General features: G+C 69.3%; 11 protein-coding genes and 3 pseudogenes. 8 read left to right on the top strand and 6 right to left on the bottom strand.

Annotated elements, in window-relative coordinates; genetic code table 11:
- Positions 1 to 371 precede the first annotated feature (371 nt).
- Positions 372 to 818 carry a DUF3224 domain-containing protein gene (locus AB0L75_RS24430; RefSeq protein ID WP_365184371.1) on the bottom strand — a complete coding sequence of 149 codons (447 nt, stop codon included), beginning with the start codon at positions 816 to 818 and terminating at the stop codon, positions 372 to 374.
- Positions 819 to 1,092: 274 nt separating this feature from the next.
- On the opposite strand from AB0L75_RS24430, the gene AB0L75_RS24425 reads away from it, so the two are divergent.
- From AB0L75_RS24425 to AB0L75_RS24415, 3 genes and pseudogenes are all read left to right on the top strand, one after another.
- On the top strand, positions 1,093 to 2,136 hold the full coding sequence (locus AB0L75_RS24425) for a helix-turn-helix domain-containing protein (protein ID WP_365184369.1): 1,044 nt from the start codon (positions 1,093 to 1,095) through the stop codon (positions 2,134 to 2,136).
- A 496-nt stretch (positions 2,137 to 2,632) separates the two neighbouring features.
- Entirely contained in the window at positions 2,633 to 4,645 is a 2,013-nt protein-coding gene (locus AB0L75_RS24420) for a glycosyltransferase family 39 protein (protein ID WP_365184367.1), read from the top strand.
- 137 nt (positions 4,646 to 4,782) lie between these two features.
- Positions 4,783 to 4,866, top strand: a pseudogene (locus AB0L75_RS24415) (IS5/IS1182 family transposase); the annotation flags it as partial.
- A gap of 280 nt (positions 4,867 to 5,146) precedes the next feature.
- On the opposite strand, the gene AB0L75_RS24410 reads toward AB0L75_RS24415, so the two are convergent.
- Positions 5,147 to 5,551 (bottom strand): heavy metal-responsive transcriptional regulator, encoded by a 405-nt coding sequence (locus AB0L75_RS24410; RefSeq protein WP_365184364.1) that lies wholly within the window; start codon positions 5,549 to 5,551, stop codon positions 5,147 to 5,149.
- An 89-nt stretch (positions 5,552 to 5,640) separates the two neighbouring features.
- Between AB0L75_RS24410 and AB0L75_RS24405 the strand changes: the two genes are divergently transcribed.
- Together AB0L75_RS24405 and AB0L75_RS24400 are read left to right on the top strand one after the other, a co-directional pair.
- Positions 5,641 to 6,624 (top strand): alkylmercury lyase family protein, encoded by a 984-nt coding sequence (locus tag AB0L75_RS24405; RefSeq protein WP_365184361.1) that lies wholly within the window; start codon positions 5,641 to 5,643, stop codon positions 6,622 to 6,624.
- Positions 6,625 to 6,833: 209 nt separating this feature from the next.
- On the top strand, positions 6,834 to 7,910 hold the full coding sequence (locus AB0L75_RS24400) for an EF-hand domain-containing protein (protein WP_365184358.1): 1,077 nt from the start codon (positions 6,834 to 6,836) through the stop codon (positions 7,908 to 7,910).
- A gap of 200 nt (positions 7,911 to 8,110) precedes the next feature.
- On the opposite strand, the gene AB0L75_RS24395 is transcribed toward AB0L75_RS24400, so the two are convergent.
- Positions 8,111 to 8,305 carry a hypothetical protein gene (locus tag AB0L75_RS24395; protein WP_365184355.1) on the bottom strand — a complete coding sequence of 65 codons (195 nt, stop codon included), beginning with the start codon at positions 8,303 to 8,305 and terminating at the stop codon, positions 8,111 to 8,113.
- 683 nt (positions 8,306 to 8,988) lie between these two features.
- Here AB0L75_RS24395 and AB0L75_RS24390 point away from each other — a divergent pair.
- Positions 8,989 to 9,426, top strand: coding sequence for a hypothetical protein (locus AB0L75_RS24390; RefSeq protein ID WP_365184353.1), 438 nt, complete (start codon positions 8,989 to 8,991; stop codon positions 9,424 to 9,426).
- 166 nt (positions 9,427 to 9,592) lie between these two features.
- On the opposite strand, the pseudogene AB0L75_RS24385 reads toward AB0L75_RS24390, so the two are convergent.
- Positions 9,593 to 10,696: pseudogene (locus tag AB0L75_RS24385) on the bottom strand (zinc-binding dehydrogenase).
- Positions 10,697 to 10,788: 92 nt separating this feature from the next.
- Between AB0L75_RS24385 and AB0L75_RS24380 the strand changes: the two are divergent.
- Positions 10,789 to 11,681, top strand: a pseudogene (locus AB0L75_RS24380) (LysR family transcriptional regulator).
- Between the two features lie 259 nt (positions 11,682 to 11,940).
- Here AB0L75_RS24380 and AB0L75_RS24375 read toward each other — a convergent pair.
- A complete protein-coding gene (locus AB0L75_RS24375; RefSeq protein ID WP_365184350.1) occupies positions 11,941 to 13,998 on the bottom strand; it encodes a GMC family oxidoreductase N-terminal domain-containing protein in 2,058 nt (685 codons plus the stop codon).
- Between the two features lie 16 nt (positions 13,999 to 14,014).
- Positions 14,015 to 17,461: a prenyltransferase/squalene oxidase repeat-containing protein gene (locus AB0L75_RS24370; RefSeq protein ID WP_365184348.1), complete on the bottom strand. Its 3,447-nt coding sequence runs from the start codon at positions 17,459 to 17,461 to the stop codon at positions 14,015 to 14,017.
- 294 nt (positions 17,462 to 17,755) lie between these two features.
- On the opposite strand from AB0L75_RS24370, the gene AB0L75_RS24365 reads away from it, so the two are divergent.
- Positions 17,756 to 18,220, top strand: a complete 465-nt coding sequence (locus AB0L75_RS24365; RefSeq protein ID WP_365184345.1) for a hypothetical protein — start codon at positions 17,756 to 17,758, stop codon at positions 18,218 to 18,220.
- Positions 18,221 to 18,680 lie beyond the last annotated feature (460 nt).

Raw genomic sequence — 18,680 nt, 5'->3', positions numbered from 1 at the left:
CCGCCAGGGCCCAACCGGAGCAGAAATCGTGGAAGAGCTGGGCAGACCAGCGGGTACCTCCTACCCACACCGGCCCCGAACCCCGACACCCTGCCCCAGCAGCCCCAGAAGATCACTTCAAGATCCGGCCGGTGGATCGAGGCTAAGGGGTCAACGCTCGAAGTTCTTCGGGGTTTGAGCCGAGAGCAGGGTTTGTGGCGAGGCCCGTCCGGGTTGTCCTGGTTGTAGAGCGAGGTTGCCGCCAGGGTCGGGCCGCCGTATCAGCGCCGCCGTTACTGCTCGCCGGGTCCAGTCACTGATTGCCCAGTCAGAGGTGTCGCTGAGTGGGTCAACGGCACCCCTGATGGCCCAGATGGCGAGACGGGCATGTGTCAGCCCAGCGTGTACTCCAAAACGTAGGAGTGGCTGCCGTCCTCGGACTGGATGATCTCGAAGGCACCCGTGATCCCCGCGAGGTCACCGGAGCCCGATCCCTGGACCACGCGGATCGCGATCTGCTCGCCATGGCTACCGGGCGCGCTGTGCTGGAGGACGAAAGAGCCCTTGCGGCCGTTGAGTTCGCCCGTGAATCGCTCCACGGCGACATAGGCGGCGGGACTGCCCTTAATGTCGGCGACCGACAGCATGTTCACGGTGCTGGTGCCGGCCAGGCCGCCGTGGAAGGTCTTGGTGATCCGTACGCGGCCAAGCGCAGCGCCCGGGCCTTCGTCGAGCATCTCCGGTTCGAACGATGTGAGGTCGAACGTTCCGCTGGCCTTCGTGCTAATTTCGCACCTCTCGAATCTTGATCGTCTGTATCGCGCAGCAGCCTTGCACACAGCACTGACATCCCGAACGCCGACCGTCGAAAGCCCGGCTCAGTACTTCCGGCAGCGGGCCGACAGGCCGTCGACGTCCGTCTGCATGTTGATGGGGAGCTGGTCGAGGACTGAATCGGGCTTGCGGGAGATCTCCCCGAAGGCAACTCGGGGGCAGCGCCGGGGGCGTTGCCTTGGCGGGGCAGGATACGGGGACGGGTGCGGCCCGGTGTCGGCCCGCTCCCTGTTGCCCCTGAAGGATCGGCCGCTTTCCTCTCGTGCCCCTCGTCTCCCCGTGCCCGTCGTGCTGCTCGCCGCTCGGGGGCGCTCCAACGCCCGGACAGCCGCGCAGACGCCGCTGCACGTGGACACGGTGCGCACCTGGCGGGTCCGGTTCGCCGCCGGCGGCCTGCCCGCCCTGGCTGACCGCAAGCGGTCCGGCCGGCCGGTCTCATTCACCGCGCTCCAGGTTGCCGAGGTCAAGGCGCTGGCCTGTCAGTTACCCGCCGAGACTGGCACGCCGCTGTCGCACTGGTCGAGTCCGGAGCTGGCCCGGGAGGCGGTCACCCGGTCCATCGCCAGGTCGATCTCCACTTCCACGGTGCGGCGCTGGCTCAAGCAGGACGCGCTCAAGCCCTGGCCGTACCGGTCCTGGATCTCCGTGCGCGGCCCCGCCTTCCGGCCCAAGGCCGCGCGCGTGCTGGACCTGTACGCCCGCACCTTCGACGGCGTCCCGCTGGGCGAGGACGAGTACGTGATCTCCGCGGACGAGAAGACTTCCATCCAGGCGCGCTGCCGCTGCCACCCGACCCTGGGACCCGGGCAGGCTCGGGCGATGCGTGACAATCACGAATATGACCGCGGCGGCGCGTTGGCCTACCTGGCCGCTTACGAGGTCCATCGCGGCCGTGTCTTTGGCCGCTGCAAACCCAAGACCGGCATCAGACCCTTCATGAACCTGGTCACCCAAGTCATAACCACCGAGCCCTACGCCGGTGCCAGATGCGTCTTCTGGGGCGTCGACAACGGCTCCTCCCACCGAGGAAGGAAGGATGTAGATCGCCTGACCAGGGCGTTTCCGAACACCGACACACACTCGATCGGCAGGAAATATCCTCGGCCCGTCTCGCCGCGTGATCAACCCCTGAAGGACTTCGAGCGCCGACCGCTGCTTCGGCATCGAGTTGGACCAGTGTGTCCTGGGCCGCCGGCGAGGCTGACTTGCAGTCCCTCGACCTCGCCGGAGCGAGCGTCTGACGCCCCGTTGGCTGAACGGATAGTGATAATTGGGCAGTTCAGGGGGGATGCCGCCTGCGGTCGCTACGTTCACCGGTCGTGATGAACGATGCTCCCCAACGGGATCTGGCGACGTTGGTGGTACCTCGGCGGGACTGGCTGGTGGCCTACTTCCAGGAGTTGCTGGCGGCAGGGAAAGCCCCGTCGACGGTGGGATGGATGTGCTCCGGTGGTGACGGTTCCTGCACGCAGTGGGCGTTGCTTGGGGCCGGGCGAGCCGGGCGGAGGCCAGGGACTTCGGCCGCTGGATCCAGCTGCGGTCAAGCCAAGGCAAGCTAAGACTCCGGCTCGGCGGTCGGTACAAGCGGCCGACGCCCCGAATCCTGTGACGGCTGACGCGGAGCGGCCCGACCGCCGACACCCAGATCCACCTCTTACCTGTATGCCCCACTCTTCCCATTCGGGTGAGAGGGCGGTGAGACCTATACGCGGTTAAGTCTCCGTTCAGATTCCGTGCATGTCGACCGACGGATACTCCTCAAGATCCGGATTGCCCACCGCATCCGGATTGAGTCTTCGGGAGTCCTGAAAGGCCGTTCATGCTCACCCCCCACAGCGAGCCGACCCGAGAGCGCGGCACCGAGCCGACGTCGGCGCGCGCTATCTCCGCCGTGTTGCCCCGTCCCCGCGGCGGCGGGTCGGCGCCGCCCGCACCCCGCACGGGTAAGACGCGGCCGACGTACGAGTTCCCGGTGCTGCTGGGCATAGTAGCGGTCGCCGCCGTGCTCACCCTGTGGGGCCTGGACCACAGCTCGTTCCATGGGTTCTACGCGGCCGGCGTGCGCAGCATGACCGACAATCCGGTCGCCTTCTTCTACGGATCCTTCGACCCGGGCAACACGATCACGATCGACAAGCTGCCCGGCTACCTGTGGCCGCAGGCCCTCTCGGCGCTGGTCTTCGGCTTCCACCCATGGGCGCTGGTGCTGCCGCAGGCGATCGAAGGCATGGCCTGCGTGGTCCTGCTCCATGGTCTGGTACGCCGCTGGGTGGGCGTGCCGGCCGGTCTGCTGGCGGCGGGGTTTCTGACCCTCACTCCCGTGTTCGTTGGCCTTGGGCGGTCCGTCACGGAGGACTCGCCGTTCGTCCTGCTGCTGCTTCTGGCCGCCGTGGCCACCCAGCGGGCGACCGAGCGGGGCCGGGGACGCTGTCTGCTGCTCGCGGGCGTGTGGGTGGGCGTGGCATTCCAGTGCAAGATGCTGGAGGCCTGGGCGGTGCTGCCCGCGCTTGCCGTCACCTACCTCGTCGCCGCGCCCACGGCCCTGCGCCGTCGGCTCGTGCACGTCGCGCTGGCCAGCGCGGCGGCGTTCGCCGTGTCGGTGTCGTGGATGGTGGTGGCCACGCTGACCCCGGCGTCTGACCGCCCCTACCTCGACGGCACCACGGACAACTCGGCGTACGGTCTGGTCGTCGGCTACAACTTCCTGACCCGCTTCCACGGCCTCGACGCGGCCGCCGCCGGCAGCGTCGCCCCCAACGAGAGCCTGCGGACGGCCGGCACCGGGCCCGGCATGGGCGACAGCGTCTGGAAGATGTTCAGCCCCGGGATCGCCACACAGACCGGATGGCTGTACCCGCTGGCCGCGCTCGGGGTCGCGGGCGGCGCATGGGCGCTGTGGCGGCGGCGTGCGTCCCGCACTGACCGGGTGCTGGCGGGCTATGTGCTGTGGGGGTCATGGCTGGCCACGTTCTTCCTGGTGTTCAGCTTCGGCAAAGTGACCGGGCACACCTACTACATGGGTGTCGTCGCCGTAGCGCTGGCCGCGATGGGCGGCGCCGGGGCCGTGCGGGCCTGGCGGGCGTGCCGCAAGGGCGGCCGACGGGCCTGGGTGCTGCCCGGTGTGATTGCCGTGAACCTCGCCTGGTGCGTGACCCTGACGCTGTGGTACCCGCACTTCTTCCCCTGGTCCGTGCCCACCGCCGCCGCCCTCGGCCTGGTCGCCCTGGTGCTGTCCTGCATCCGCCGACGGCCGCGCCTCGTCACGGCCGGCCTGGCCGTCGGCATCGCCGCGGTCCTGCTGATCCCGGCCGCCTGGTCGGCGTCGGCGCTGTCCCTGCGCTACAACCAGCCCGGCTCGCTGGGCCGAGTGGGCCCGACCAACCACCGGGTGGGCAACCCGCTCGCGAAGCTCGGCCCGAGCCGGGAACGCCTGCTGGCCTACCTGACCGCGCACCAGGGCGGCGCCGAGTACCTGGCCGCAGTGCCCGGCTGGTGGGAGGCCGCGCCCTACATCATCTCCGCCAACGCGCCCGTGCTGCCCGTGGGCGGCTTCACCGGCCGGGTCCCATATCCGACGGCCGGTGGCTTCCGCGAGCTGATCGACACCGGCCGGCTGCGCTACGTCGTCCTGAAGCGCGCCGAGGCGACCAGGAGCCTGCGCCACGCGGTCACGCCCACCGCCGTGATCATTCGCTGGACCGTCGGCCACTGCACGGTCGTGCCCCCGGCGGCCTACGGCTCCGGCGACCACTCGGAGGTGCTGTACGACTGCGGCCCGGGACACGACGGGCGCCCCGGGCCGAAGCACGTGAAGGTGCCTCATCGCCGGTGACTACGGCGCCTTGTTCCACTCCGCGATCACGGATCGCCCGCTCGGTGATCACGACAGCGTGACAGCGGCGTGCTCGCTTTGGCGGGCCGCCGCAAGCCAGGACCTTGACCTCCTGCGTGGCCTGCGGCGCAGGGCGCCGCGACTGCCGCCAGCGCGGCGACGGCCTCCATCGCGCGGCCCAGGCCGTTGCCCACATGCACAACCTGGCCCTCGCGCCATGAGCAGACCACCCGGTTCACGGGCTCTGACCTGCCTGGGCAGAGCCTTGTGTAACACCCTTTGGGGGGATTCGTCCGCGCCGTGTCAACTCATCACCGCGGCGGCCTACTTGATGGACTCTGGGGAGGCAGGTAGCCCGCCGGACGGCGGTCGCGAACGCGACGCGATGGCCGGACTGGCAGACTCGAATACCGAGTCCGGTGGCAAGGTGGGTCGTTGAGGGCACCGACTTCCAGCAGGGATTCGACGCTCTTCCGGCAGGTGTTCGCCGACGACCTGCGCCTACGGCCGTGGGGAGTTGAGGATCGTGCAGATGTCGTCCGTGGTGCAGGCAGCGGGGTCGGTGGTTGCGGCGCGGTCCGCCAGGGCCCGGAGCGCGTCGCGGGTGGTGGCGAGTTCGGCCATGCGCCGCTCGATGTCCTCCAGGTGCTCGTGGATGAGGCCGGTGACGTGGCTGCAGGGGGCGTGACCGTCGTCGCGCAGGACGAGGATCGAACGGATCTCGGCGAGGGTGAGACCGGCGCGCTGGGCGTCGCGGACGAACGCTAGCCGGGTCACCGTGTGATCGGGGTAGTCCCGGTAGCCGCCCGGCGTGCGCGGTGGCGCGGGCAGCAGGCCGCTGTCCTCGTAGAAGCGGATGGTCTTGGCCGTCAGCCCGGTGCGGACGGCGAGGTCACCGATGCGCATACCTACAGGCTAGCCCTTGACCTTCCAGTGCGCTGGAAGGTCTAGCGTCGGGTGGAGAAGCCGGACGACGGCCCGGGAGGACAGGACGTATGCGGATCACGGTGCTGGCGGTGACGGACTGCCCGAACGCGCGGCCCGTGCTGGAGCGGGTGACCACCGCGCTGGACGGGCGAGAAGCCGAGATCGAGCTGATCGAGGTGGCCGATGAGACAGGAGCTGCTCGCCTGGGTATGTACGGGTCGCCGACGATCCTGATCGACGGCACCGACCCGTTCTCGCCGTCCGGAGCGATGCCGAGCCTGTCGTGCCGCCTGTACCGGAACGCCGACGGCACCGTGTCCGGCATGCCGGACGAGAACGCACTGCGCCAGGCCCTCGCCGGGGCGACCGCACCGACTCGCAGCGCGGAGGCAGCGGACTGCTGCACCCCGCAGCCGGATCCCCTGGATGTCGTCGGCCGGGCCGGCCGCGGGCGCTGCGCCCCCGCCGAGCGCGGTCTGCGCGCGGTGCGTCAACGGATCCTGCGCCACTTCGCCGCCACGGGGGTCACGCCCGATACACAGATGCTCCAGGCGGTGGCGGCGGGAGCCGGGCGGAGCGCAACCGACGTGCTTGCCGAACTGGCCGCCGAGGACTTCCTCACCCTGGACGAGGCGGGGAACATTCGTGCCGCTTACCCCTTCTCCGCAATCCCCACCCGCCACAGGGTCCTCCTCGAGAGCGGAGTGGAGGTGTGGTCGATGTGTGCCATCGACGCCCTGGGCATCCCAGCCATGCTCGGCCAGGACGCGGTGATCTCCTCCACCGACCCCGTGAGCGGCGACCCCATCACCATCACGTCGACCACCGGCACTTTTCGGTGGGAACCGGCGAGCGCGGTGGTCTTCCTCGGACACCGCCCCGAAGGCGGCCCTGCGGCCACCGCCTGCTGCGACGCACTGAACTTCTTCACCGACGCAGCCAACGCCCGCGCCTGGACGCGCCGACACCCGGACGTACCCGGCCGCATAGTCGACCAGCCCGACGCCGAGCACATCGGCCAGCAGACGTTCGGACCCCTGCTCGCCTCTTGAACGCCACCTGACGGCCGGCCCGCGACGCTGCACCCCACACGGTCGCAGCGCCGGGAGCCCAGTACTCGCGCGTCAGTCGCAGGTATCGGGCATCTTGACGAGCGTGTTCTTCTCACGTGCCGTGATACTCAGCCCGTACACGTACTTGATGTCGGTCCAGGCCGACGGCGATCAGCTGGGAGTGATCGACATCGGCACACTCGTAGATCATGAAAGGCGACAGCAGCGAGCAGGCTCCGAAGCGGCTGGTTCAAGCCGAAGAGTGGTACACCGTCACCGGCAGCCCCTCCCCCATTCCGCCCGACGGACTCGTCATCCTCCACCGGGACTTCCTCGAACGTGCCCGTCGCGGCGGCCGCGCCGAAGCCCCGCGCTGGCAGCCGGACCAGGAGGAGGCCCTCGTCGGCCGCCCCAACGCCTGGGTCGTCGGCCTTGGCCACGAACGAGCCGAGCGCCCCGCCGCGGGGGAAGGCGCGAGTCTGGCCGGCGTCCACGATCCCCGTGCCCTCTCCGCACTACGCCGTGCGCACCGGACACTCGCTGCCGCGCGGCGGCGGGACACGTCTGAGCCGTCAACGAAGTCCCGCCTCCGGGGCGTCCAGCACCCCAGGCGGGTAAGCCCGAACGGGGCATCTCCCGTTATGTTGCGGCGCGCTACGCAGTACAGGGAGGATTTAACGACGGAGAATTTCAGGGCATGCGAATCACAGAAAGGGAAGAAAATGCCCGAGGGGATTCTCCGCGAGAAGATGGCTAAACTTTTCGAGGCTTACGACGCCGACGGCAATGGCTATATCGAGCGCCGTGACTTCGAGACCGTGGCGGAAAGAATCAACGACAGCCTGTCGGACGCGGGTTCACAGCACGCGGCTGCTGTCACCGCCGTCTTCCAGGAGGTGTGGGAGGGTCTGGCCTCACGCATGGACGCCGACGGCGACCAACGTATCTCCCTCGATGAGTTCATCACCGACAAGCTCGAAGCGGCCCGGACCGGTGCCGACGCCTCACACACCCGGAAACGGGAGGAGCTGAGAAGGCGCCTTTTCGAGGCGATGGACCGCGACGGAGACGGCAAGGTGAGCATGGACGAATACCGGGGCTTCTTCCGGGCTTTCGGCGTCTCGGCAACCGATGCCGAGAAGGCGTTCGCCAGGCTTGACGTGGACAAAGACGGCTTCCTGACCATCGATGAGATGATCGAAGCGACCCTTGAGTACAACACCAACGCCGATCCACAGGCGAGCAGCAGCGACCTGCTCGGCCCCCTTGAGTCAGAGCCGATGTAGCCAGGCCAGCTGAGGCCGAGCCCGCTGAGAGCTGTGCCTGGTCATGCCGACATCACCCCCGGGCACCAGACGCCCCGGGCGGTGGCGTTCGACGACCGCGCTGACTGGGCACTGTCACACCGGCACAGCTCGGCCAGCTCCGCCACCACCCGCCCGGCACCCCATCCGACGTCGACGACAGCCGCGCCCGTCGGGGAGCCTCACAGGGCAGCGGGAGAGACGTTGCCGCCGGGCAGTTGAGGCTGCTGACGCAGCGGGCGTGCGGCAGGCCAGGGAGCGGAGGGCAAGACCCGTGCCAGTTCGTGGCGCACGCGGTCGGCTTCACCACGCGCCTGGGCCGGCACATCACCGCGCTCTGCGACAAGGCGGTTGAAGATCGGGGTTTCCTGGAACACGCTGGGATCTGCCTTCTGAGGTTGACGCGGCACGGCAACCGCCGAACTGCGAGCCGATCATCTGACAGATCGAGTATCCAGTACCGCGAGCCGGGGCAGTGACCAGCCGTATCCCAAGCGAGCGGTCCGCCCGACCCCAACCCCGGCAGCGCCCCAGGACCCGGCCAAGTATCCGGCAGCGGCCGCCCTCAGAAGGGCGACCGTATCCCGCGGTTGGACCGCTCACATCCCACAGCAGGGCCTTGCCGTCCGCTGCGTCGGCGGCCGCCCGGCGGGAGAAGGCCAGTGCGTACAGCCAGGAGCCGGACGCCACTAGCTGCGTCACTTTCGCCGGACGGCCCATGTCGCCGACGTCGATCAGCCAGACCGCCTTCTCCCTTCGGTGGACGGCGGGGCGGACATCCCGCCGCTTCGCGCAGTTTCCGCGAGTCGGCCGCTAGCCGTGGCAATTGTCCAGCTGTTGATGTCCGGCGTCCACGTCCCGGCGCCGGACAACCCCTGCCAGCTAGACATGGCCCAGCGCAACCGCGCAATGGCTAGAAGGAGGAAGCATGAGAGCTGCGAATCGACTGGTTCGGCTTCTGGCGACCACCGCGCTCGGGGTCGGCAGCAGCTTCACGGGTTCACCGGCGGTCGCCGCGGCACCGCTGCTCAATTCCAATCCGACCCCCGCTGGAGGGCTCATGTCCGCTTCACGCCGCAGGCCCAGGCTCCTCACCGCGACGGCCGTCGCAGTCCTCCTCTCCGTCGTCGGGGTCGGCGTCGCCGTCCCCGCGAGCGCGACGACCGTCACCGCTTCGAGGACCATCTCCATGCGGTCCGCCGGGTTCTACGCCGGCGGGATCTGGGACATCTACCAGAGCAACGCCTTCTTGACGGTCAACCTGACGCAGGACAGCAACGGGAACCTCTACGGCTCCGCCGTCCAGGGCGACATCGTCGGCACCCTCCTGAACGGCGCCGTGGACGGCCAGAACATCTACTTCACCATCAGCTGGTCGAACAGGGCCGTCGGCCGCTACACCGGGGTTCGGGGCGCGGACGGGCGCCTGTCCGGGACCACGTTCGACCTGAACAACCCGTCCAGTCAGGCGACCTGGGTGACCTCGCGCAGGTTCTGACCGAACGGCAGAAGACCCCCACGGTGTCGGGATACCCGCCGCGGGGGTCTTCGCGTTGCACCGTCAGGCCACTCGGCATGCACAGGCCGTTCACCGTGGCAAGGACGTGGACCCGCATTTTGGCCACGCTGCGACATCTTGCCACCGGGGCCCTTCGCCTGAGGGGCTACGGCAGCATCGCCGTGCCGGCGGGTGGAGTGAGGACGGTGCGGTCGAACGGCCCCCCATGCGCGGCGGCGTACTTGATGGCGTCGTTGACGGCGTCGAGGGGGAAGGTCCGGACCTGTTCGGGGGCGATATCGAGCGCGTGGGATGCGATGAGTCGGATCATGCCGACGTTCGCCGAGCGGGGGTACATCCACTGCCCGCGCAGGGTGACCGAGTTGCGCATGAGCCACGGGTAGGGAATGGCGAGGTCTGCCCCGCCGAGCATGCCGACTCAGCCCATGAGGACGACGCGGCCGTACCCGCGGACGGTCATGGCCGCCGCCCGCGTCGCCGAGCTGGGCGCGGCGGGCGGGAGCAGGTCGATCACCATGTCGATCGGGCCCACGGCGGCCGCAGACATCGCCGTGCGGTCGGTGGCTTCGTCTCCGGTCAGTTCTACCGTGCGCACGCGCGGTCCGAACCGGTCGGCGAGGAGGTCGAGCGCCACGCGGTTGCGGCCCGGCGCGATCACGCGGCCTGCCCCCATGGCGAGTGCCACGGCGACCGCGGCGCTGCCGAGGTTGCCGGTGGCCCCGCTGACGAGCAGCGTTTCACCGGCTTGGAGTCCGCCGGCCTGTAGTCCTCCGTAGGGGATGGCGTACACGCCGAGCGAGGACCAGCGCGCCGGATCGTCCTCCGCTTCCGTGGGCAGTGGGTAGACGTTCTCCGTGGGAAGGCGCAGGAGTTCGGCGAAGGACCCCTCGTGCAGGTGCCGGGCGAGCCTGGCGCCGCCGTCACCGCGGGAACTCCAGCCCTGCAGCATGACGTCGGGAGTCAGTGCGTCGTCGCGAGAGCGGACCGTGCAGTCGCACCACACCAGGTCGCCGACGCGCAGCCGGGTGGCGTCCGGTCCGGCGCTGACGATCCGTCCCACGCCACCAGGACCTGGGACCACGAGGGGTTCGAGCGGGTAGTTCCGCCAGCCGCTGAAGACCTCCTCCGCGTACGGCAGGACGCAGGTCGCCAGGACCTGTACCAGCACCTCGCCGCCGCCTGCTTCGGGATCGGGTATCTCCTGCACGGTGAGTGGGGCGCCGAACCTTGTCAGGACTGCAGCTCGCATCTGCTGACCTCCTTGATCGTCCGTCTTGAGGCTAGGAGCACAGTGGGCATGCGCCAAGCGAGGATCTGGCATAGGTGGTATGCGTAGTGCGCATGGACCTATCGAGTACGGCTCTGCGGGTTCTGCGGCAGGTCGCCGAGTCGGGGAGCTTCACCGCGGCGGCCTCCCAGCTCGGCTACACCCAGTCGGCGGTCTCGCGCCAGGCGGCGGCCCTCGAACGCAGTGCGGGCGCTGTGCTGTTCGAGCGCCGCTTCGACGGGGTCCAGCTCACTCCCGCCGGCCTGACCCTGCTGCGGCACGCCCGCGCAATCCTGGACTCCGTCGCGGCGGCCGAGCACGAGATCACGGGCGCCGTTTCTCAGACGGAACTTGTGCGGTTGGGAATGTTCCCCAGCGCCGGGGCAGTGAGCCTGCCCGGTGTACTCACACGGCTCGCGGCGGCCAGCCCACACATCACGGTCACGACGCGCGAGGGCGCCACGCCCGGCCTGATCCGGTCCCTGCGGGCGGGCTCGATCGATATCGCCGTGCTTTCGTCCCGCCCACCGCACCGGCCGTCGGACGGCGAGTCCCCCGGCTGCACATCGAAACGATCGAGGACAGCGAACTGCTCGTAGCGGCGCCGACGACCGGCGTGTTCTCCGGTCGCACCGCGGTGCACGTCGACGAACTCGTGGACGCTCCTTGGATCGCCACCCCGTCATCGAGTGCCGAACCTCAGCTCGGCGTCTGGCCCGGCCTGCCTGGGCGGCCACGGATCATCCACACCACGAGCGACTGGCTGACGAAACTGCAGCTGGTCGCCGGCGGTTTCGGCGTGACAACTGTCCCCTCCCGCATGTCGACGCTGTTGCCGCACGGCGTGAGCCTGCTACGCGTGGACGGAGTACCCACCGAGGTCCGCCGGATACTCATCGCGCGGCTCCCCGGCCGACCGGCCCCGGCAATCTCTGCTGTCACCCAAGCGATTACCTCGGCCGCCTGACCCGCCGCCGCAGCCCGCCGACGAGGTTATCGCCCCTGAGGTGCGCATCGAGCGGCCCCGTGGCGGCTGGGCAGGCTGCGCGAGGAGGGACTGGTCGACCGCATCACCCTGCCGCAAGCTGGACGGACCAGGGTGTGGTTCCCCGGCGCTGGAGCAGACGTAACGCGCGGCCGCCGCAACGGACACACCCTGGCAGCTGCTGACCAGCCATGGTCGGGGGTGAGCGCGGCGACGGCCGGGGACGTCGGGATCGTCCTTGTCAGCTGCGCCGGAGGATGAAGTAGAAAGCCTGGCCCTTGTCGGAGGGTTCGTCGCCGCCAGTCATGATGCCCATGAGGGTGTCGGGGTCAGCTGCTTTGAAGTAGTCGACGACGGGTCTGCCGTCGTAGAGCAGCGCGGCGGTGATGTCGTTGCGGAAGGGAAGCATGCGCAGCCTTCCCTCTTCTCCCGATGCCTCGGTGTTGGAGTACAGGCGTCCCTGCTGGTCGCGGCAGATCAGCGGCTGAACGTCGTCGGGGGAATTGAACCGCTTGCCGTACCAGCGCATGTCCCGCAGGCGGCGTTGTGCGGAGTGGCCGGTATTGAGCGGAGTGCCGCGCCAGGTTCCGAGGATCTGCTCGGGGCGGACACTGGCCAGGGCTTCCCACACGGCGTCGAGTTCCGCGGGTTCGACGCGGGCCTGTGTGTCGGCGAGGCCGGTGAGCTGAGGGCGGGGCTGCGCGGACAGCGCGGCGGGATGCGTCTGGGGGGAAGCTGCGGCGCTCGGCAGGCCGTGGCCGGTGATCAGGTCTGCGGCCTTCTCGGCGATCATGATGGCTGCGGCATTGGTGTTTCCGCGGGGGACGCTGGGCAGGACCGAGGCGTCTGCCACCCGCAGGCCGTCGATGCCGAGAACGCGCAGCTGCGGGTCGACAACGCTGCCGATGGCGCAGGTCGATGTGGGGTGGTAGGTGCTGCATCCGGTGCGTCGGATGAAGTCCTCGATGGCACTGTCGGTGCCGGATTCGGGCACGAGGTAGGGGCGGCCTCCCCGGGAGCGCAGAGCGAGCCGGCCGGCGATGTCGAGGGCGAGCCGTACGCTCTCCACGGCGGTCGTCTTTTCCTCCGTGGTGCTGAGGTAGTTGTTCACGATGCGCGGCTTGTGGTCGGGGGCCGCTGAGCGCAGCGTCACGCGGCCTCGGCTTGCCGGGCTGATGGACGAGGCGAGGATGGTGTAGGCGTCCGTGTCGACCTCGCCGAGCCCTTCCTGGTGGAACATTGCGTGGGACAGGTAGAGCTGGATGTCCGGGGCCGGCTGGTCCGCGGTGCTCCGGAAGAAGCCGCCGGATTCGCTGCCGTTGGAGGTCATGGGCCCCCGGCCTTCGTTCAAGGCCGTCTGCAGGGCGTGCGGGGTGGACTGTGAGTGCAGCGTCTTCTCGTGCGTGCGCCACACCAGTGGTACCGCGAGATGGTCTTGCAGTCCGTGGCCGACCGGCAGGTCCTGATGGGTGTTGATGCCGTGGGCCGCCAGCTCGGTCGCCGGGCCGATGCCGGAGAGCAGCAGGAGCTGAGGCGAGTTGTAGGTTCCGGCGCACAGGACGACCTCCTGCGCGGCGGTGACGGTGAGTTCCTCGCCGCCGCGCTTGATCCGTACGCCCGTCGCCCGGCCTCGCTCGATGATGACGTGCAGGACGAGCGCCCCGGTGAGCACGGTCAGGTTGGGCCGGGCCCGTGCCGGACGCAGAAAGGCGCTGGTGCTGCAGCGGCGTCCGTCACGTTGTGTGAGCTGGTAGCGGCCGACCCCGTCCTGGCAGGGGCCGTTGAAGTCGGGGTTGCGAGGGTGTCCGGCCTGTGTGCAGGCGTCGAGGAACGCGTCTGCCAGCGGGTGCCGCGACCGGCCGTCGGAGACGGCGAGCGGACCGCCCGTCCCGTGGTAGGCGTCCTTGCCGCGCTCGTTGTCCTCCGAACGGCGAAAATAGGGCAGGACGTCCTCGTAGGACCATCCCTCGGCTCCATGGGCGGCGTAGCTGTCGTAGTCATGGTGATTGCCGCGGATGTAGATCATGCCGTTCTGGGAGCTGCATCCGCCCAGTACCAGTCCCCGGGTCAGCGGCAGCCGGCGGCCGCCGAGGCCGGGTTCGGGTTCGCTCCACAGGTTCCAGTCATAGGCGCTTTGGAACAGGCGGGCATAGGCGGCGGGGACGTGGATCTCCTTGGCGTCGTCCGGCCTTCCTGCTTCGATGAGAACGACGTTGACGCTGGGATCCTCGCTCAGCCGGGCCGCGAGGACGCAGCCGGCCGATCCCCCGCCCACGATGATGTAGTCGTACCAGGCCATCCAGGATCTGCCCTTCCTATGCGCGGAGCGCCGGGGTGCGACCGCCGCCCGTGAGGCGCAACGGACGCAGCGCGCTCATACCGATGCCGCCGAAGTCACCGTCGGTGCCCCATGCCGTGGGAGCGGGTCGGGCGGCCGGCGTAAGCCGGGGGGCGGCGGGGGCGCGGTCGGGCAGCCGTCCCAGTCGCCTGAGGTCGCCGAGCGCTGTGAGGACGTACAGGTCGGCCATGCCGGGGAAGTTGTACGGGATGGGGCGGGGGGCGACCTGGTCGGGGATGGAGGTGAAGCCCCCGTCCGGTCGCTGCTGGCGCAGCAGGTAGTGCAGTCCCCCGCCGCTCCAGTTGGGAGTGCCCAGGACGGCGGCGGCACTGAGCGTGTGTGCGGTGCTGATCGGATCGCTGTCGTCGCCCGGACGTTGGCCCCAGCCGCCGTCGGCGTTCTGGGTCCGCTCCAGGTAGGCGCCGGCACGCGCGTACGCCTGGGCGATGCCGTCCGCGAAGCACGGCCGGGCCTGCTCGGGGACCCGGTGCAGGGCGTGCAGGACGCGCCGGATGGCGTGGGCCTCGCTCAGGCTCCAGCTGCGCTCGTAGGTGCCGTCCGGTTTCTGCGCGTCGAGAAGGAAGGCGACGGCGGACTCCAGGACGCGGCCGTGCCTGTCCCATTCGGGGGCGAGGGCGTTGACGGTGTTGGCGGTCATGACGACTTCCGAGGAGTGCCCCTGCCGGTAGGTGGGGAAACCGCCGTCGCTGTTCGCCATGGCCAGGAGGTAGTCGGCTGCGCGGGCCAGGGGCGCCTGGTAGCGGTGGGGGTCCACGGCCCGCAGGACTTCGATGACGGCCCCAGCCCCTTCCACGTCTGTCTCTCGTACCCGCTCGGTGAAGGGCCAGCTTCCGTTGTCGGCCTGCTGCTCGGCGAGGTAGTCGCCGATGCGGTGCAGCAGCAGGGGTTCGGCGTCCACCGTGGCCAGCGCAAGCCCGGCCAGGGCGCCGAAGAAGACGGTGTAGTCGGGGATGAAGGGCAGGCCGCCGTCCGGGTTGCGCGCCGCCAGGATGGCGGCGATGCCGTCGCGGACCGGCTGGCTGCCCGGCGCGAACTCGTGGACTGCCAGGAGAGCCATCAGGTGCGCGGAGATGTTCGCTTCCCAGATGTCCCTGCGTCCTTCGCCGAGGCGGGCCAGAAGGAATTCGCGGTCCTCGTCGCGGGCCAGGTCGGGCCGGCCCTGCCCATGAGCGTTGAGGATCTTCATGGCGCACAGGGCCAGCTCTACCCAGGTGGCGTGGCCGTGGTAGTCGATCGCGGTGACATCCACATCCGGGTAGGGGGCGGCGCCGAGCACGGCCAGGTACGTCCTGAGTGCCAGCTGCTTGCGGCCTGCGGTGAAGTGGTCGAAGTCGCCCAGCAGTTCTTCGGCACCATCTCGTCCCTCGGTGGTGCCGAGGCTGATGTCGGCCAAGTGGCGTTCCACCGGATTGAGCAGGGGGTCACGGCGGCGTTCGGCGAGGAACCGTTCGAGAGCGTGCCGGACGGCGGGGAGGCGGTCTTCGCGGCGCAGCAGCGCCAGCATCATCGTGGACTCGGTGACCCGGCTGTCGCAGGCTTCTCGGAAGGCTCCTCGGTCGTCGAAGGACTGGGCCACCCGTGCGGCGAGACGGGCGGTGCGTTCCCGGATGGGCAGGTCGCCGATGTCATCGGTTGCCGTCTGTGGTGTGCCGGACAGGCCGGCTCGCAGCTGCTGGAGGCGGGGCGAGGTGCACAAGCCGGAGAGCCGGCCAAGGAGGGACGTGGACCATGCCCGGTGGAGTGCTTCGGTGGATTCGGCCCCCAACGCCGCCCGGCTGTCGACCATGTCCGTGAGCTGGCCGCGCAGGTCCCCTGCCAGGGCGAGCAAGGAGGTATGGACGCCGTGGTGCCATTCGTCGGCGGTGACGGACCGGCTGCGCGACCACAGTTCGGCAAGCCCGCGTTCCATCGGGTTCGCCGGCTTCAGATCCGGCCCGGTGCCGTCCGGGGGCATGAACTGCGGCAGGCGGGAGAGGAACGCGGTCGCCCCGACCACGTCGCGGCTGTGCAGGTAGCGGGTCGAGAAGAAGTCATCGGCGAACCGTGACCACACATACCAGGCTGCGAGGAGTTCGACCTCCTGCGCGCCAAGGTGCCGCTGTTCCCTGGCTGGGGACAGCAGCGGGCTCAGCACCGTCAGGTCGAGGCCGGACAGATCCCGCTCTTCCCACACGGCGAACAGCGGGTCGGTCATGCCCACGCCCCGCGCCCACGTCAACGCACGGTGTGCTGCCGTGGCCAAGCCCACGGTGCGCCGGGCATCGTCCACCACAGTGGTCACGGTGGACGCATCCGCAGACGGCCCTGCAGCGGCGCCACCGCTGCACTCACCCAGCTGTTCGGCAGAGCGCTCCAGCTGCGACCGGACATGCGACGTGCCGCGCCCGTCGGGACCACCGAGAACGGTCAACTGCGAGTGTGAGTCCGCCCGTTCAGGCGGGGCATTGCGACCGGAGTGCCCGTTCCACCACTGACTGCCGGCAATGAAGTCCCGCAGTCCCTGCACATAGCGCAGTACGCCCGCCTGAGCGGACGGCCCAAGGGCCTGATCCACGAAGAGCACCGGCAGCTCGGTGGCGACGATCTCCTCGAACCGGTGCATCCGGGCGTCCAGCAGGTCCCGGACGACCGTCTGCGCCTGCTCGGGCCCGCACCCGAGGAAGCGCTGCACCGCGAGCACCTGGTTGTTGACCTCCCCCTCCTCCACCTCCCGCCGGTAGGAGCTGAGGTCGTTGTCCAGACGCACCACATCACCGAAGGCATCCTCCAGCGCCCGCACCGGCCCACTGCCGCAGATCACCACCGGAAGCTGTGCCGCGAGGGCCAGCTCCACCAGCTCGGCCGCCCATGGACCACCGCGCCCCTGACGACGCATGTCGAGATAGCTGATGGGATCAGGCGCCTGACGGCGCCCATAGAACACCAGCTCACGCTCATGCTCGTCGAGAACGCCTTGATTACTTTCCCTGAACCGCCGCCGCCAGTCACCGGCCGCCCCCAAAGGCGCCGTACGCGACCACAAGTCAGCCAACGCCCGTTCCGCAGGATCGTCCGACGCCAGGACGGACGCGTGCCCACCAGCCAGCACCGCGGACAACCGCCTCAGAAAGGCCCTGGCTCCCACCACGTCACCGCGGCGCATATACGCCTCATCGAAGTGGTCATCGAGGTAGAACAGCCACACGTACCAGTCCGCGACCAGCGGAAGCCGGTCCGCAGCCGCGTCCGGGTAGCACGCGGCGGCCAGCAGTGCATAGTCCGCCGCGTCGAAGGACGCCTCACTCCACACGCCCCCGCTCTCCAGCATCCCCATGCCGCGCGCCCAGTCCTTGGTGTGCCCGCGCGCTGCGGCCAGATGAGGACTGACACGAACCAGCGGGGATGCCGCTACCACCGAACGCATGACGGACGCCTGCCTTCCTCGGACTCACTCACGGCCTACGGCGCCGTCGCCCCACCCTGTCCACGGCGGATCCGCGGGCACAGCGTGATGGCCGCCAGCCCATGGCGCCAGCCTCCTGAAGTGCCGATGATCTCCCAGGAGTTGGAGACAATGCCCGCTCGGGCACCACCGACCACCCGAACGAGTGGATCTTGCCCGAACGGGCAGCTGGGCCAAGACAGAATTGGCCAGCGCTCACCTCATGGTTACTCGTGTCCCTCCAGCAGCGCCTTCAGGAGCAGCCGTGTCCAGACCGTGGCCGGACGGCACATCGGGGCCGCCCCCACCGCCGGTCAGCGGCCCGGTGATCTTGTCGACCTGCGCGGTTCGTGTTCGTGTGGTTGGCGCGGCACGTCCCGTTACCCCATCGACTGGTCCCAGGTCGACGGTTTCCATCCGTACGAGTACGACACCTCCGGCCCGTACGAAGACTGGGCGCAGCACATCGCCGAGGTCGAGGCGCGATCCGTGCCGCTGCCCGAGGACGTCACGGATCTGGTGGGCCGACTGGACGAGAGGCTGAACTCACTGGCCGACCAAGCTCCGCTGGCCGCCTTGAAGGTGGTGGCAGCCCTGGAACGCATCGCCGAGAACGTCGGCCGCCGGGCAGCCTCCGACGTACAGGCCGACGAGCTGTCGTGGGAGACGGTCGCAAAGGCGCTCGGCCTGACGGAGGACGACGCCCGCGCCCGTCTGTTCCACTACAGCTTCAGACACTGAACGATTCATGCGCTGGCAGCCGATATGCAGAACTCCTGGAGGGCAAGGAGAGGTTGAAGCCGCACGTCTGTCAGTGCTCCGGCTGCCTAGCAGGACAAAACAGGGACGCGGTCGCGAGGATGTGTGTGATGGCCTTTCGGCGGCACATTTGACGCTGGTCCACGACAGCCCTCCGGAGGACGCGGAGGGTCCGACCGCAAAGGACCTCCTGGGCTGCCTCCAAGAGCGATCCGGCCCCGACCGGAACGAGCAGGGAGACTCCGACAACCGGCGGCCTCCAGTTCGTACGGGGCCCTCGCTGGCGTCGGCGTAGCCTTCTGGGCAGGTCGCGCGGTGATGGGCGGCATCACGTCCGGTCGCTGACGGCAGCGGCGAACTCTGCGAGATGGCGGGGGTTGCGCGCTCGCCCCCTGACCGCCAAGAGTGGCCTCAATGAGTGTCGGCGAGTAGCAGATCAGCT

This window comes from Streptomyces sp. NPDC052101 (assembly GCF_040680235.1).
Lineage (GTDB): Bacteria > Actinomycetota > Actinomycetes > Streptomycetales > Streptomycetaceae > Streptomyces.
Note: the sequence above shows the minus strand (reverse complement) of the source record. Positions and strands in the feature narration are given on the sequence as shown.

Bases quoted from the DNA above. Each gene is read 5' to 3' on its own strand.
- AB0L75_RS24405 (WP_365184361.1), top strand. From the start codon at position 5,641: ATGCGGATCACGGTGCTGGCGGTGACGGACTGCCCGAACGCGCGGCCC.
- AB0L75_RS24420 (WP_365184367.1), top strand. From the start codon at position 2,633: ATGCTCACCCCCCACAGCGAGCCGACCCGAGAGCGCGGCACCGAGCCG.
- AB0L75_RS24400 (WP_365184358.1), top strand. From the start codon at position 6,834: ATGAAAGGCGACAGCAGCGAGCAGGCTCCGAAGCGGCTGGTTCAAGCC.
- AB0L75_RS24390 (WP_365184353.1), top strand. From the start codon at position 8,989: ATGTCCGCTTCACGCCGCAGGCCCAGGCTCCTCACCGCGACGGCCGTC.
- AB0L75_RS24375 (WP_365184350.1), bottom strand. From the start codon at position 13,998: ATGGCCTGGTACGACTACATCATCGTGGGCGGGGGATCGGCCGGCTGC.
- AB0L75_RS24370 (WP_365184348.1), bottom strand. From the start codon at position 17,461: ATGCGTTCGGTGGTAGCGGCATCCCCGCTGGTTCGTGTCAGTCCTCAT.
- AB0L75_RS24410 (WP_365184364.1), bottom strand. From the start codon at position 5,551: ATGCGCATCGGTGACCTCGCCGTCCGCACCGGGCTGACGGCCAAGACC.